The following is a 14,416-nucleotide window of genomic DNA, read 5'->3' on the forward strand; positions in this document are numbered from 1 at the left end:
AAGGTCGGAAATCTGTCGTTAATATCTAGTCGTCCCAACGGACGATCAGACCAAAATGACTATCATTACCCATTCACACGGGCTGTTATGAACGAAGATTTCCTAAGTTTTGTGTGGCGCTATCAGTACTTTGATACCACGCAGCTCCTGACCGAAGCGGGCGAGGCCCTTCAGGTACTTCGGGTAGGCTTCCCCAATACCCACGCCGGCCCCGATTTTTCGGAGGCGCGCGTTGTGGTGAACGGCACCGAATGGGCGGGCTGCGTGGAGATACACGTGCGGTCGTCGGATTGGGAGCAACACCGCCACACCACCGACGCCGCCTACGAGAGCGTAGTGCTGCACGTCGTCTGGGAAGACGACCGCCCCGTGCGCCGTGCCGACGGTACCTTGCTGCCTACCCTCGTCCTGCGCCAGCGGGTACCCCCTGCGGTGCGCGAAAGGTACTTACAACTCTTGGAAAATGAAGATTTCATCCCGTGTGCGCCGCAGTTTGCCCAGGTTGCCGACTTGCCCAAACTAGCCATGCTGGACCGCGTGCTGCTGGAGCGGCTGGACCAAAAAGCGGATCTGGTGCGGGCACTGTACGAGCAAAACCAGCGCGATTGGGAAGAAACAGCCTACCAGTGGCTGGCGCAGCACTTTGGCTTCAAACTCAATGCTCCGGCCTTTTTGCGCCTGGCTCAGCAGGTACCTTTGAAGGTACTTCAAAAGCACCGCGACCAGCCCCTCCAGCTCGAAGCGTTGCTATTTGGGACCGCTGGCCTCCTGCCCAGCACCTCCGAGGAGCCCTACGTGCAGGCGCTGGGGCGCGAGTACCGCTTCCTAGCGGCCAAGTACCAGTTGCTGGACAAAAAAATGGGTAGTCACGAATGGAAATTTCTAAGGCTGCGCCCGGCGGGTTTCCCCACGGTACGCCTGGCGCAGCTGGCAAGTTTGCTCCAGCGGCAGGTAGGCATTTTCGGGACGCTCACGAGCCCGGAACACGTGGACGAGCTGCGGACTTTTTTTCGTCTGCACCAGTCCGACTACTGGCGGGGCCACTACCAGTTTGGCAAACCGGCCAAGGGCCAGGTACCTACGCTGGGCAAAGACGCCGCCGACCTGCTGATCATCAATGCCGCGGTGCCACTGCTGGTGGCTTACGCCCGGCAACGAGGTACCTCCGCCCTGCTAGACCGGGCTGTGCGCTGGCTGGAACAGCTCCCGGCCGAGGATAATCAGCTCATTCGGCAGTGGGGTACTTTGGGAATGCGGGTCAAGACGGCCTTTGATTCACAGGCGCTGCTGGCTTGGCACCGGGCTTACTGCACGCCGAAGCGCTGCCTGGATTGTACGGTGGGGGCTACCCTGCTACGACCGGCTACGTCCGGCCGATGAGGTTTACGCCCGAAAGCAGGAAGACGGTCCCGACCAAAAAAGGTACCAGCGACTCCCACTTGCTGACGTCCAGGCCCAACACGGGTTTGTCGGAGAGGAAAGCTACGCAGGCAAAAAGTACCACCACGATCCCGAGGATGGTTAGGAGGGCGGCAAAAAAACGCTTGAAGCGGGTATTATCCATAGATTAGGGGTAGTTGTATTACATTCGATGTTTAGTTTTTATCAGGCTTCTTTGCGCGCACGTACTACCTCCAGGCCCAGCTTTTTTCCTTCTTCCACCATAAACGCGTAGGCTTTTTCCAGCTCGTTGGGGATGGTACCTTCCAGAATGGCCTCCCGTATGGCTTCTTTAATAAGCCCTACTTCGCGGGAAGGCTTCAGGGCAAAAACTTCCATGATGAGCTCGCCCGTAATGACAGGCTGAAAGCTACGGAGTTTGTCGCGTGCTTCCAGGTCCTGCAAACGCTGCTCCACCAGGTCAAAATTACGAAGATAACGCCGTACTTTATCGGGATTTTTGGAGGTAATATCCGCGCGGCAGAGCGTCATGAGGGCTTCCAGGTCTTCGCCAGCCTCCACCAGGAGCCGCCGCATGGCCGAATCCGTGATTTCTTCTTTGGAAAGTACAATGGGCCGCAGGTGCAGACGCACCAGTTTTTTCACAAACCGCATCTTTTCGTTGAGGGGTAGTTTCATGCGGCGAAAGAGCTGAGGCACCATCCGGGCGCCTACTTCTTCGTGGTTGTGGAAAGTCCAACCTACTTTTTTATCGAAGCGCTTGGTAGCGGGCTTGGCGATGTCGTGCAGAATGGCCGCCCAGCGCAGCCAGAGGTCGTCGGAATGCTCGGCGACATTATCAAGTACCTGGAGCGTATGGTAGAAGTTATCCTTATGTCCTTTGCCTTCGATATTCTCCACCCCTTGTAAGGCAATCATTTCCGGAAAAATGAGGGGCAGCAGCCCGGCGTGGTACAGCAGCTTGAAGCCGTAGGAGGGCTTGGGCGACAGGATTATTTTGTTAAGTTCGTCGGAAATGCGCTCCTGCGACACGATTTCGATCCGGTCTTTCATCTGCACGACTCCCTCGAAGGTACCCGGCTCGATGTCGAAATTGAGCTGCGACGCAAACCGGATGGCGCGCATCATTCGCAGGGGATCGTCCGAGAAAGTGAGGCTGGGCTCCAGGGGCGTGCGCAGGCTTTTCAGGCGCAGGTCACGCAGGCCACCAAACGGGTCGATGAGCTCGCCGTAGTCGGCGCGATTCAGGCTCACGCCCAGGGCATTGATGGTAAAATCGCGCCGGTTTTGGTCATCTTGTAAAGTACCATCTTCCACGCTAGGTTTGCGTGAGTCGGACCGGTAGGATTCGCGCCGGGCGCCCACAAACTCCACGTCCAGGTCCTGATAACGCACCTGGGCCGTACCAAAATTCTTGTAAACGGCCACGTGTACGTCCGGTCCCAGCGCCAGTGCCACGCGCTCGGCAAGCTCGATGCCACTGCCCACGCACACGATGTCAATGTCTTTACTAGGTCTTTTAAGTAGTAAGTCACGCACAAAACCCCCAATGACGTAGGCCGCTACGCCCAGTTCGTCGGCCGCTTTGGCCACGAGTCCGAACACCGGAAAAGGTTGCAATTGATCAGCTAAATTCATGCGGCAAAGGTACGGGTTTGCGCCGGAAAAAAGAGAGCTCACGAAAAGGTACTTTCAGAAGCTCCTGGGCTTTGTACGACCTTGCTCCATCGTGAGGCTGTCCAGGCAAAAGACCAGGTAAAGTACCTTGCCGCGGATCAGTCGAGCCTGCACAAATTCGGCTTAAATTTATCCTAGTTGATAATCAACTCCTTACGCATTCATAAAGTACCTCTACCAGTAAAGCAAGGTACCTGATTTCGTGCAGCGATCCGGTGTCGCAATTGGCCCCATAGTTTGTCGGAATTACCCAATCTGCCAATCAAATAGGGTTGGTACCTTTGTCTTGTTCCTTACCAGAACGCTTCGAAAATCAATAAATCCCCAACCTTAAACCAACTGTAAACAGCATGAAAAAGGCAAAAATAATTTACTGGTCGGCTACTACGTTTATCTTCCTGTTTGAAGGCGTTATGCCTGCACTGACTTCCCATACCGAGCTAGCCGCCGAAGGTACCCGGCACCTGGGCTTTCCGGATTACTTCCGGATTGAACTGACCGTTTTCAAGATACTTGGGGCGATTGCGCTGATCCTGCCGATGGTACCGGCCCGCTTCAAGGAATGGGCCTATGTGGGTTTTGGCATCAACATGATTTCGGCTTTCATTGGTCACTGGGTAGTAGACGGCCTGAACGCCGAAACGTTCTTCCCGCTGGTTATTTTTGGGATTCTGGCTTTGTCGTATCACTACTACCACCGGCTCCGCAAGCAGGTACCTGGCCCCCAGGCTAGCTATGCGTTTTAGAAAGATAAAGGGTAAAGAATTTAGGTAAATCCTACAAGAAAAAGCAGCCCATGAAAGAGCTGCTTTGGGTAGTTTGAGTTGTTGAGGAGACCGAATGTTTGGACCAGGTACCTACTCGAAGCGCAGGTGCTTCACGGAAGCGCCCGACTCAGCCAGCTCGGTGAGGGCGTCAATGCCGATGTCCAGGTGTTTTTTTACGTACTGAGCGGTTACTTTTTTGTCGCTTTCTTCGGTCTTGACGCCTTCGGGTACCAGCGGGTTGTCAGACACCAGCAGCAACGCGCCGTGCGGAATGGAATTGGCAAAACCGACGATGAATATCGTAGCCGTTTCCATGTCGATGGCCATGGCCCGGATGTCACGCAGGTACTCTTTGAACTTCTCGTCATGCTCCCAGATGCGCCGGTTGGTGGTGTAGACGGTACCCGTCCAGTAGTCCATTTCGTGCTTGGCAATGCTGGCCGAAACCGTGCTTTGTAGCCGAAAAGAGGGCAACGCGGGAATTTCGGTAGGCATGTAGTCGTCGCTGGTACCTTCGCCCCGGATGGCCGCAATGGGCAGGATCAAGTCCCCCACTAAGGTTTTCTTCAGGCCGCCGCATTTTCCCAAAAACAGCACCGCTTTGGGTTCAATGGCCGACAGCAGATCCATTACCGTCGCCGCCATGGCGCTGCCCATCCCGAAGTTGATGATGGTAATGTTGTTGGCGGTGGCGGTTTGCATGGCCCGCCCGTTTCCTTTCACCTCCACCTCAAACCGCGCGGCAAACATGGTGACGTAGTTGACAAAATTGGTCAGCAAGATGTACTGTCCAAATTCTTCTAGGGGCGTGCCGGTGTAGCGGGGGAGCCAGTCTTGTACGATTTGTTCTTTGGTAGTCATATTTTCAAAAAAGAGATACGAATAAAAACAAGTTGCAGGAGCGGGCACTAGTGCGTACTTTCGAGCATGGAATCGCTCAACCTCCCTCCTTTTGCGCACAAAGTTAAGGAGCTCTACGGCAAACCTCACATTTACGATCTCATTCGTCGCAAATTTGTGGCCCTCACGCCCGAGGAGTGGGTGCGGCAGCATTTTATTCACCTGCTCATAAGCCACTACGGCTATCCGAAGGCGCTCTTTGCGGTGGAGACGGGGCTCTACTACAACAAGCTCGCCAAGCGCAGTGACATCATGGTACTTTCAACGGTGGGCGAGCCTTTTCTGCTGGTGGAATGCAAAGCCCCGCACATTGCCCTGAACGAAGGTACCCTGGCGCAGATTGGCCGGTATAACTTTACGCTGCGCCCGCAGTACCTGGCCGTGACCAACGGACACCAGCACTACTGCTTCACGGCCTCCTCCGACGGAATCAGGTACCTCGACGATTTTCCGGTTTTCCTTAGATAGCCAAAAACCTGCCAGGTACCCCCAGCAGGTTTTAGATCGTGGCACGGACGAGACGTCCGTCGTGATAGTAAGCAAGGAATCAAAAAGGTATCTCTTGCCGCAGTAGAGGGGTACTTGGTTCGAAGCTACCGGGTTAAGGTACCTTGGCGGCTTAAAAACGGACGGAACGTCCGTACCCACAACCTAGCTTACTTAGAAGCAACCAGCTTCACGTCGATGGTAAAATCGTCGTAGATCAGCTTGTCACCCAGGGTGTTGGCATCAAAAAACGACTTGGAGCGAAACTTCATGTCGTACTTGGAGCGGTCGACCACGATGGTTCCCGTTGCTTCGGCCCCGTTGGCGGTGGTTTTCACGGTTACCGGAAAAGTAGCGGGCTTGGTGATGCCTTTGATGGTCAGGTCACCGGTTACGTCGTATTGGCCCGCGCTTTTTGGCGTAGCTTTGGTCACCACAAACTTGGCGGTGGGGTGGCTTTCTACGCTGAAGAAATCATCTGATTTCAGGTGGCCCGCCAGCTTGCCGTTCATGTCTTTATCCGTTACATCTTGCACGGTGAGGCTCGTCATGTCCGCTACAAAAGAGCCGCCAATAAGCTTGGCACCGTCCAGCGTGAATGATCCTTCTTTCAGGTTGATGGTACCGTAGTGCTCGCCCGTTACTTTTTTACCATTCCACTTGAGGGTACTTTTAGCAGGGTCTACTTTAAAGGTGATGGCTTTAGCTTTTGTACCATCTTCGGCTACGACGACAGAAGTCAGCAGCATCACGGCCGCCATGGCGCCGGCAAGTTGTTTCAATAGTTTCATTGTTAATTGGAAATTAGATTGATAGATTAATTAGAAAAAATATAGCAAAAATAAATGCTCTATAGTAAAGAAAGTTTCCCGCCCTTAGGCCGAATCCCGCAGACGGTCTAGCAGCGAGCTTATCAGGTCAGCCTCCTCGGGAGTCAGGCTATGTAGGTTCTCCTCCCATTCAGAGATGACAGGATCCAGCTTCTTGAGCAGTTCCAGCCCCTGCTCAGTAATGACCACATCGACGGCGCGGCGGTCGTTCGGGCACTCGTTTCGTTCCAGCAGCCCTTTGCTGAGTAGTTTATCCACCAGTCGGGATGCGTTGGACGTTTTATCCAGCATTCGTTCCGCAATGGCATTGACCCGAATGGGCTTCGGATGCTGGCCGCGCAAAATGCGCAGCACGTTATACTGTTGCGTAGTAATGCTGTATTCCCGAAAAACATCCAGCTGTTTATACATCAACCAGTTACTTGTGTAAATGAGGTTGATGGCCATCCGATGGTAAGGATTCCGGAATTTTTTCTGTTTTATATCGGTTTCAATGGACATAGTCTCGATCCTTCTCCACAATATTAGTGTATTTACATTTAATGTACAAACATCTATTTTATTTTTTTGGTTCAGCGTTCGCACAAGTAGCGTGAGTTGCTCATGCGAATAGCACCCCGCCCAAGCAAATATACTTAATTTTGCTGCATCTACCTTTTATATAAATTCTTTTACTTCAATAGCTTGCAGCCAACCCATCCGGTCCAGCTTATGCTCAAACTTTCTCGTTCCCTGGTACTAGCATCTAATTCTCCCCGGCGTCAACAGCTCATGAAAGACGCCGGTTTTACGTTCCAGGTAGAGGTACGCCCTACGCCCGAAACCTATCCGGCCACGATGCCCCCGTCGGAAATTGCCAGGTACCTGGCGGTGCAAAAAGCCGAAGAATTTAGACGAAGCTCAGAGGAGCGCCTCCCGGAGGATCGCCTCCCGGAGGACCGCTTGGTACTTTGCGCCGACACGGTGGTTATCAGCCAGGATACCGTGCTGAACAAACCCGCCGGAGCCGCCGAGGCCCGCGCCATGCTGCGCCAACTCTCGGGCCGTACACACCAGGTAGTGACGGGCGTGGCCTTGCTGAACTACGATGAAATCCATAGCCTCACGGACGAAGCCCTGGTAACGTTTCGCCCGCTCCTGGAGGCAGAAATAGACTACTACCTGGATCACTACCAGCCCTATGACAAAGCCGGGGCCTACGGTATTCAGGAGTGGATTGGCATGGTAGGCGTCCAGCGCATCGAAGGTTCCTATTATACCATCATGGGGCTGCCTGTTCACCGGGTATACGATCTGCTCCGCCCGTATGCCTTCCCGCTTTAACCCCAGCCCTTGATGACCCCACTTCCTAAGGTTTGTTACGAAATATTTGTCCGCTCTTTCTGCGACTCCAACGGCGACCGCATCGGCGATCTGAACGGCATTACCTCCCGGCTGGACTACCTGCGCGAGCTGGGCATCGAGGCCCTCTGGCTCACGCCCGTGCACCCATCGCCCTCCTACCACAAGTACGACGTCCTCGATTACTACGCCATTGACCCCGAGTACGGTACCCTGGACGACTTCAAACGCTTGCTCCGGGAAGCCCACCAACGCGGCATACAGGTGTACCTGGACCTGATCATCAACCATACCAGTGTACTGCATCCGTGGTTTGAAGAGGCCCGCCAAAGCGCACAGAGCCCCTACCGCTCCTACTACTGGTGGATGAACCAGGAGCAAATCGACCGGCTGGGCGTGGCTGTACGCTCCCAAACCGCCGACTCCCGGGAGGTCTATCCCTGGCACGACAATGCGGATGACCCGGAAAAGTACTACGGTTTATTCTTCAAAGGAATGCCCGACCTGAACTACGACTCGGCGAATCTGCGAACGGAAATCCGCCAGATCATGGATTTTTGGCTCAATGAGATGGGAGTGGATGGCTTCCGGCTGGACGCTGCTCGCCATATTTATCCCGAATGGCTTAAAGAAAAGAACCACGCCTTCTGGGAGGAGTTTGGCCAGGTAGTGGAAAGTACCAGGAAAGGTACCTACACCGTGGGTGAAGTGTGGGCTCCGGCCCAGGAAGTGGCTCCCTACTTCAAGGGGCTCAAGGCTGCCTTTCACTTTGATCTTAGCTTCGAGATTCAACTACTCCTGCTCCGGGGGCGAGACAAAGGCCTGGTAGAAAAGCTGCTGACCGACTACACCATTTTTGAAGAGCACAACCGGGATTTTATCGACGCCACCATGCTCACCAACCACGACCAAAACCGCATTGGAAGCGTAGTGGGTGGGGATATTCGAAAAATGAAGCTGGCGGCCGCCCTCCTCCTGACGCTTCCCGGCCAGCCTTACCTCTACTATGGCGAAGAGATTGGGATGCTGGGCATGAAACCCGATCCGCGCATTCGGGAGCCCTTTCTCTGGACCGACGAGCGCGACGATCCCCAGCGGCCGCTCTGGATCAAGCCCCGGCATTCGCGCCGGGCCAACGTGCGCGCGCTGGCCCTCCAACAGCCCGATCCGGACTCGCTCTTCAACCATTACAAGCGGCTCATTGCGCTTCGCAAATCCCATCCGGCGCTGGGCCAGATCATCCGCCCCAACCTGGCCGCTTTTCCGCTCGATGATACCGAATGGCTGGCCTACTACCGCCCACACGACGAGCAGTCCGCCTGGGTACTTCATAACCTCTCGGGCCAAACCAAGTACCTGGCCCACGAGCAGATAGGGCTGGAAAAGCACCAGCTTCTCTTTGCTACCTACCCTACTACCCTGCTGCGGGACGCCCCTCTGGAGGTACCTCCGTACGGAAGTGTGGTCCTGGGCTACGCGCCACCCGCCGAATAACCTGAGCTGGGTCAGCGTTTGGAGTGGGGAGGTGTCATTGGGGAGGAGCAACAAAAAATGAATATCTTTGGCTTATCACAACCATTGCGCTAAACCCATGAAAACGATCCTTGTTCCTACCGACTTCTCCGACAACGCCCGCCACGCCCTCCGCTGGGCGGCTCATATCGCACGGGCGAGCCAGGCCGAAATCATTGTGCTGCACGTGAATGAAAAACCCGTTTTGGCGGCTCCCTCGCGGCGGTACAGTACTTCCAGCCAAACGCTCCGAAGCCTGATCACGGAGAATACCCCCGAAGAAATGGTTCCGGCGATTCAGGAAATAGCGGCCAACCCACTTTACCACAATCTGCGCCTGCGGACCGAGGTACTTTCCGGTGCGCTGGTAAAAGTGATTCAGGAATATACCGAAGAGCAGTCCGTGGACCTGATCGTGATGGGTACCCGCGGTGCCAGCGGCATGGAAGAACTGCTCATCGGCTCCAACACCGAAAAAGTAATCCGCTACGCGCCCTGCCCCGTACTGGCCGTTCCCAAAGGAGCGTTCACACTCCCTTTTAAGGCCGTGGTAGTACCTACTACCCTCCACGACAACCAAAAAGTAGTACTGCGGCGGTTGGCCGCGCTGCCCTCCGAGCTACTGGGAACGGCCCCGATCTACCTGCTTTACCTCAACGACCCCGCCGGGCTGGGCAGCGAAGAGCCGGTACAGGAGCGCGCGCAGGAGTTCCTGCTCGACAGCGGCCTGGATCGGGCCGAGCTCCGGATGCTGGGTACCTTGAGAGGCGACGAAGGCGATGCCATTCTTGAATTCGCTTCCCAGCACGAAGCCGGACTGATTGTGATGGGTACCCACCAGTTGCGGGGCCTCTCCCACATGATCTGGGGTAGTTTGACAGAAGACACCGCCAACCACTCCCCCATTCCGGTGCTGAGTATTCCCATTCGCTAACGAGCAGGTACCTTTGGTTAAAGTATTTTCTTTTTTCAAAGGTAGTTTTACAGGTACTTTTTTCTTTTACTACCTAATATGCAATTCATTTCTTTAACACAAACGCATTGTTTTATGAGGTTCTGGTTCCGTATTATGGCAATGGCCTCCGTAGTGCTCTTCCCTACCTTAGCCATGGCTCAGTCTACCTATCCTACCCTTGGACAAATAATCTACGAGGATGCTTCTCTGGAAAAACTCCTGCCCAAAGGTACTTCGCTGGAAGTACTGGCCTCGGGCTTCGACTGGTCGGAGGGGCCCGTATGGGTGAAAGAGGGAAAGTACCTGCTGTTCTCGGATGTACCCAAAAACACCATCTATAAATGGCAGGAGAAAGAAGGGCTGTCGGTATTCCTGACCCCTTCGGGCTACACCGGCCGGGGTACTTACAGCGACGAGCCCGGCAGCAACGGCCTTACCCTCGACAACCAGGGGCGGCTCATTGCCTGCGAGCACGGCGACCGGCGCATTACGGCCATGCCGCTGGACGTAGGTGGCAAGCTCACCCTGGCCGATCGCTACCAGGGCAAACGCTTCAACAGCCCCAACGACGTAGTACAGCACCCCACCAACGGCAGCTACTACTTCACGGACCCGCCCTACGGCCTGGCCAAAAAGGATAAAGACCCAACCCGTGAACTCCCCTACTTTGGTGTGTACCGCGTTACCCCAGAGGGCGAGGTAAGCCTGCTCATTCAGGACCTCACCCGCCCCAACGGCCTGGCGTTCTCGCCCGACGGCAAGATCCTCTACGTAGCCCAGTCCGACGCGAGCCGGGCCGTCTGGATGGTCTACCCGGTGCTGGAAAACGGCAACGTAGGCTCCGGCAAGCTGCTTTTCGACGCCACGCCAATGGTCAAAAAAGGATTGCCCGGCCTGCCCGACGGCTTCAAGGTAGACCAGGACGGCAGGCTGTGGGCCACTGGGCCGGGCGGCGTGCTGGTACTTAGCCCGGCAGGAAAGCTACTGGGCCGCATCGACACCGGACAGGCCACCGCCAACTGCGCCTGGGGCGACGACGGAAGTACCCTTTACATCACCGCCGACGGGTACCTGTGCCGGATCAAAACCACCACCCGAGGGGCGAACCTTAGATAAAAAACGCACTTTATTAGCTTTTTGCAAGAATCCCGATAAAATCCAATTTACTTTTTGATAAATGTTTCAATATCACGAACTTCGTGGCGAATTTGGTGTGAACAGGAAATTTTGAACGTGAGGAATGCTTGAGAATCGTCGTTTTGTTATTATTGGAGCTTTTTTAATGGTCGGCGTCGCCTACCTGATGCGTCTTTTTTATCTGCAAGTACTCGACGAAAGTTATTCCATCGAATCGTCCAGCAACTCCATCAAACGGATCGTGGAAGTACCCTTCCGAGGGCAAATCTACGATCGCTACGGGAATCTTATTGTGTACAATACGCCCGTCTATGACTTGCTCGTGACGCCTTACAAAGCTCGGATTCAGGATACACTTACCTTCTGCAACCTGCTGGGCATTGAGCGGCACGATTTTGACAGCCTCATGACCGCCGCCCGCTCCTACTCCCGCTTCAAGCCTTCGCTTTTTCTGCGGCAGCTTTCCAAAGAAGACTTTGCCCGCATCCAGGACATCATGGTAGATTATCCGGGCTTCGAGTTTGCCAAGAGCTCGCTCCGTACCTACTCCTCCCAAACGCTGGCTAATACGCTGGGCTACGTAAGTGAAATTTCCCGGGGCCAGCTCGAAAAGCAAGAATCGTACTACTACCGCCAGGGCGACTACGTAGGCCAGAACGGCATTGAGAAGTACTACGAAGAGCAGCTGCGGGGCAAACGGGGAATCAAGTTTATCATGCAAAACGTCAGTGGTGTCGCCAAGGGCTCCTGGAAAGACGGCGAGCTGGACACGCTGGCCGTGGCGGGGCAAAACCTGTATACGGGCATCGACCTGGAAGTACAGCAGTACGCCGATAGCCTCATGGTCAACAAGGTAGGTAGTGTGGTAGCCATTGAGCCCAAAACCGGCCAGATCATCGCGATGGTGTCTGCCCCTACCTATGACCCAAACATACTGGCTAGCAGGCATTTTTCAAAAAATTACTCCGAGCTAGCAGCCAATCCCTACAAGCCGCTCTTCAACCGGCCCGTCATGGCCAGCTACCGCCCCGGCTCTACCTTCAAGCTCATCCAGGCGCTCATTGCCCTCCAGGAGGGGGTGATCTCGCCCAACACGGGCTTTAGCCATGCGGGGTCTCCCGTAAAGTGCCACGGGCACCCCGGTACTGGTACGGTGGCCTCGGCCGTACGCTACTCTTGCAATCCGTATTTTTACCACGTATTCCGGCGGCTCATCTATAACAACGAGCTGAATAACACCTTCAAGGCTTCTGCCGAAGGGCTCGAGCTCTGGAACAGTCACGCTTCCAAGTTTGGCATCGGCGACCGGCTGGGCGTGGACCTACCCAGCGAGTACAAGGGCAACCTGCCCGACGCCAAGTACTATGACAAAATTTACGGCGAAAAACGCTGGAAATTTTCGAACGTATACTCCCTGAGTATCGGGGAGGGAGAGCTCCTGATTACCCCCCTAAAAATGGCCAACGTGGCGGCCATCATTGCCAATCGGGGGTACTTTTATACTCCGCACGTGGTGAGTGGCATTGGTGAGAAAAACAAACCCCTGCCCGAATACACCGTCCGCCACGAAACGGGGATTGATCCCCGTCATTTTGAAACCATCATTCCGGGCATGATCGGGGCCGTGGAAAACGGTACCGTACTGGGCCTAGCCCGCATTGACAGCATCCAGATCGCCGGGAAGACGGGTACTTCGCAGAATAGAAAAGGCAAAGACCACTCCATCTTCATTGCCTTTGCCCCCGCCCACGACCCTAAGATAGCCATTGCCGTTTTTGTGGAGAATGGCGGCTTCGGTGGCTCGGCGGCCGCGCCCGTAGCGAACCTCCTGATTGAAAGGTACCTGAAAAGAAAAACCAAAAACAAGGCTTTGGAAAACTACGTGCTGTCCAAAAACTACATGCCAAACGTAGTACTGCCCAACGCCCCCAAAAAGGTAGTTCCTAAGGATTCTTCCGGCCAAAAGAAAGAGACACTTCCGCCCCTGGCCAAGCACCAAAACCAACCCGCCAAGCGCAACGAAGAGCCGCTTGCTTCCTCGGGCAAGTAAGGCGTCTAGCTTTTCGTCGCGCCGATTTTATCAGAACTGATACGTACCCTCATTGTTAATTAGTACCCATGGCTCGCCAGCAAACTTTAACTCAAAATCTCGACTGGGTCGCCGTCCTCATCTACCTGCTCTGCGTCATGATGGGCTGGTTCAATATCTACGCGGCGGTGTACAGCCCCGAAGTACCCACCAGCATTTTTGACATGTCGCACAATGCCGGCAAGCAGCTCATGTGGATCGGAACGACCCTGCTGCTGATCCTGTGCATTCTGGTGATCGACTATAAGTTTTACGAAACCTTCGCGTTCATTATCTACGGGTTGTTTATTCTGTTGCTGATGCTGGTGCTGGTCATCGGGGCCGACATCAACGGTTCGCGCTCCTGGATCAGAATAGGTACCTTCCAAATTCAGCCCGCCGAATTTGCCAAGCTGGCCACCAGCCTGGCCCTGGCCAAGTACCTCAGCGACCCGACCATTAGCCTCACGCGCAAGCTCAAAGACTACCTGCCCATTGCGGGGCTCATCGGGCTACCGGCCGTGCTCATTTTGCTCTCCAACGAAACGGGCTCCATGCTGGTTTTTGCGTCGTTCACGATCATGCTCTACCGCGAAGGCCTGCCGGGATTCATCCCCGCCATCGGCATCGTGATGGCCGTGCTTGTGATCCTGACGCTGCTGGTAGCGAAGTGGTACATTGTAATAGGCATCCTGCTCATTGCGGGCCTGGCCCTGTGGCTGATGCCCACGGGTACCCGCCGTCGGGGCGGCTTCGTCGCCACGCTGCTGGTGAGCAGCCTCATGATTGGCGTCGTCTTTGGGGTTGATTTTTTTATCAATAATGTACTTCAAAAGCACCAGCGCAGCCGGATTGTGGTCCTGCTTGACCCCGACTCCGACCCGCGCGGCGCGGGCTGGAACGTCATTCAGTCCAAGATCGCCATCGGCTCCGGGCGCTTGTTCGGAAAGGGATTTCTGGAAGGTACCCAAACGAAGTTCGATTTTGTGCCCGAGCAAAGTACCGACTTCATTTTCTGTACCGTGGGCGAAGAGCACGGCTTCATTGGAAGTACCATCGTGGTGGCGCTGTTTGTGGCGCTCATCGCCCGCCTGATCGTGCTGGCCGAGCGACAGCGTACCCGCTTTGCGCGGGTGTACGGCTACTGCGTGGCGGGCATTATTTTCTTTCACTTTCTGATCAACATCGGCATGACCATCGGCCTCATGCCCGTCATTGGCATTCCGCTGCCCTTTTTTAGCTACGGCGGCTCTTCGTTGTGGTCTTTTTCGGTACTTCTGTTTATCTTCCTGAAAATAGACTCTCAGCGCCCGTTCACGCTGTCGCGTACCTAGCCCCGTCC

Annotated in this window: 14 protein-coding genes; 9 read left to right on the forward strand and 5 right to left on the reverse strand. The window is 55.0% G+C overall.

All coding sequences use genetic code 11. From position 1 onward, the window contains the following. Positions 1 to 87 precede the first annotated feature (87 nt). The gene (locus HNQ92_RS19950; RefSeq protein WP_184176537.1) at positions 88 to 1,380 is read left to right on the forward strand and encodes a DUF2851 family protein; all 1,293 of its coding nucleotides are present in this window, start codon (positions 88 to 90) and stop codon (positions 1,378 to 1,380) included. Here HNQ92_RS19950 and HNQ92_RS19955 read toward each other — a convergent pair. Beyond that, positions 1,364 to 1,564, reverse strand: a complete 201-nt coding sequence (locus HNQ92_RS19955; protein WP_184176539.1) for a hypothetical protein — start codon at positions 1,562 to 1,564, stop codon at positions 1,364 to 1,366. The two genes, HNQ92_RS19950 and HNQ92_RS19955, sit on opposite strands and share 17 nt — an antisense overlap. Positions 1,565 to 1,605: 41 nt before the next feature. Then, positions 1,606 to 3,039, reverse strand: a complete 1,434-nt coding sequence (locus tag HNQ92_RS19960; protein WP_184176541.1) for a CCA tRNA nucleotidyltransferase — start codon at positions 3,037 to 3,039, stop codon at positions 1,606 to 1,608. A 389-nt stretch (positions 3,040 to 3,428) separates the two neighbouring features. Here HNQ92_RS19960 and HNQ92_RS19965 point away from each other — a divergent pair, with 389 nt between their 5' ends. Continuing rightward, positions 3,429 to 3,824: a DoxX family protein gene (locus HNQ92_RS19965; RefSeq protein ID WP_184176543.1), complete on the forward strand. Its 396-nt coding sequence runs from the start codon at positions 3,429 to 3,431 to the stop codon at positions 3,822 to 3,824. Positions 3,825 to 3,935: 111 nt separating this feature from the next. On the opposite strand, the gene HNQ92_RS19970 is transcribed toward HNQ92_RS19965, so the two are convergent. After that, positions 3,936 to 4,706: an AMP nucleosidase gene (locus HNQ92_RS19970; RefSeq protein ID WP_184176545.1), complete on the reverse strand. Its 771-nt coding sequence runs from the start codon at positions 4,704 to 4,706 to the stop codon at positions 3,936 to 3,938. A 66-nt stretch (positions 4,707 to 4,772) separates the two neighbouring features. Here HNQ92_RS19970 and HNQ92_RS19975 point away from each other — a divergent pair, with 66 nt between their 5' ends. After that, positions 4,773 to 5,213, forward strand: coding sequence for a type I restriction enzyme HsdR N-terminal domain-containing protein (locus HNQ92_RS19975; protein ID WP_184176547.1), 441 nt, complete (start codon positions 4,773 to 4,775; stop codon positions 5,211 to 5,213). 188 nt (positions 5,214 to 5,401) lie between these two features. Here HNQ92_RS19975 and HNQ92_RS19980 read toward each other — a convergent pair whose 3' ends face one another. Both HNQ92_RS19980 and HNQ92_RS19985 read right to left on the reverse strand, forming a co-directional pair. Next, entirely contained in the window at positions 5,402 to 6,022 is a 621-nt protein-coding gene (locus HNQ92_RS19980) for a YceI family protein (RefSeq protein WP_184176548.1), read from the reverse strand. Between the two features lie 84 nt (positions 6,023 to 6,106). Continuing rightward, on the reverse strand, positions 6,107 to 6,562 hold the full coding sequence (locus tag HNQ92_RS19985) for a MarR family winged helix-turn-helix transcriptional regulator (RefSeq protein WP_184176550.1): 456 nt from the start codon (positions 6,560 to 6,562) through the stop codon (positions 6,107 to 6,109). Between the two features lie 210 nt (positions 6,563 to 6,772). Between HNQ92_RS19985 and HNQ92_RS19990 the strand changes: the two genes are divergently transcribed. From HNQ92_RS19990 to rodA, 6 genes are all read left to right on the forward strand, one after another. Next, positions 6,773 to 7,384, forward strand: a complete 612-nt coding sequence (locus HNQ92_RS19990) for a Maf family nucleotide pyrophosphatase (RefSeq protein ID WP_184176552.1) — start codon at positions 6,773 to 6,775, stop codon at positions 7,382 to 7,384. Between the two features lie 12 nt (positions 7,385 to 7,396). Beyond that, positions 7,397 to 8,896 (forward strand): alpha-amylase family glycosyl hydrolase, encoded by a 1,500-nt coding sequence (locus HNQ92_RS19995; protein ID WP_184176554.1) that lies wholly within the window; start codon positions 7,397 to 7,399, stop codon positions 8,894 to 8,896. 97 nt (positions 8,897 to 8,993) lie between these two features. Next, entirely contained in the window at positions 8,994 to 9,848 is an 855-nt protein-coding gene (locus tag HNQ92_RS20000; protein ID WP_184176556.1) for a universal stress protein, read from the forward strand. A gap of 174 nt (positions 9,849 to 10,022) precedes the next feature. After that, a complete protein-coding gene (locus tag HNQ92_RS20005; RefSeq protein ID WP_184176558.1) occupies positions 10,023 to 10,985 on the forward strand; it encodes an SMP-30/gluconolactonase/LRE family protein in 963 nt (320 codons plus the stop codon). 124 nt (positions 10,986 to 11,109) lie between these two features. After that, positions 11,110 to 13,056, forward strand: coding sequence for a penicillin-binding protein 2 (gene mrdA / locus HNQ92_RS20010; protein WP_184176560.1), 1,947 nt, complete (start codon positions 11,110 to 11,112; stop codon positions 13,054 to 13,056). Positions 13,057 to 13,124: 68 nt separating this feature from the next. After that, positions 13,125 to 14,408 (forward strand): rod shape-determining protein RodA, encoded by a 1,284-nt coding sequence (rodA, locus tag HNQ92_RS20015; RefSeq protein ID WP_184176562.1) that lies wholly within the window; start codon positions 13,125 to 13,127, stop codon positions 14,406 to 14,408. The last annotated feature ends 8 nt before the right edge of the window (positions 14,409 to 14,416 follow it).

This window comes from Rhabdobacter roseus, from assembly GCF_014202275.1.
Lineage (GTDB): Bacteria > Bacteroidota > Bacteroidia > Cytophagales > Spirosomataceae > Rhabdobacter > Rhabdobacter roseus.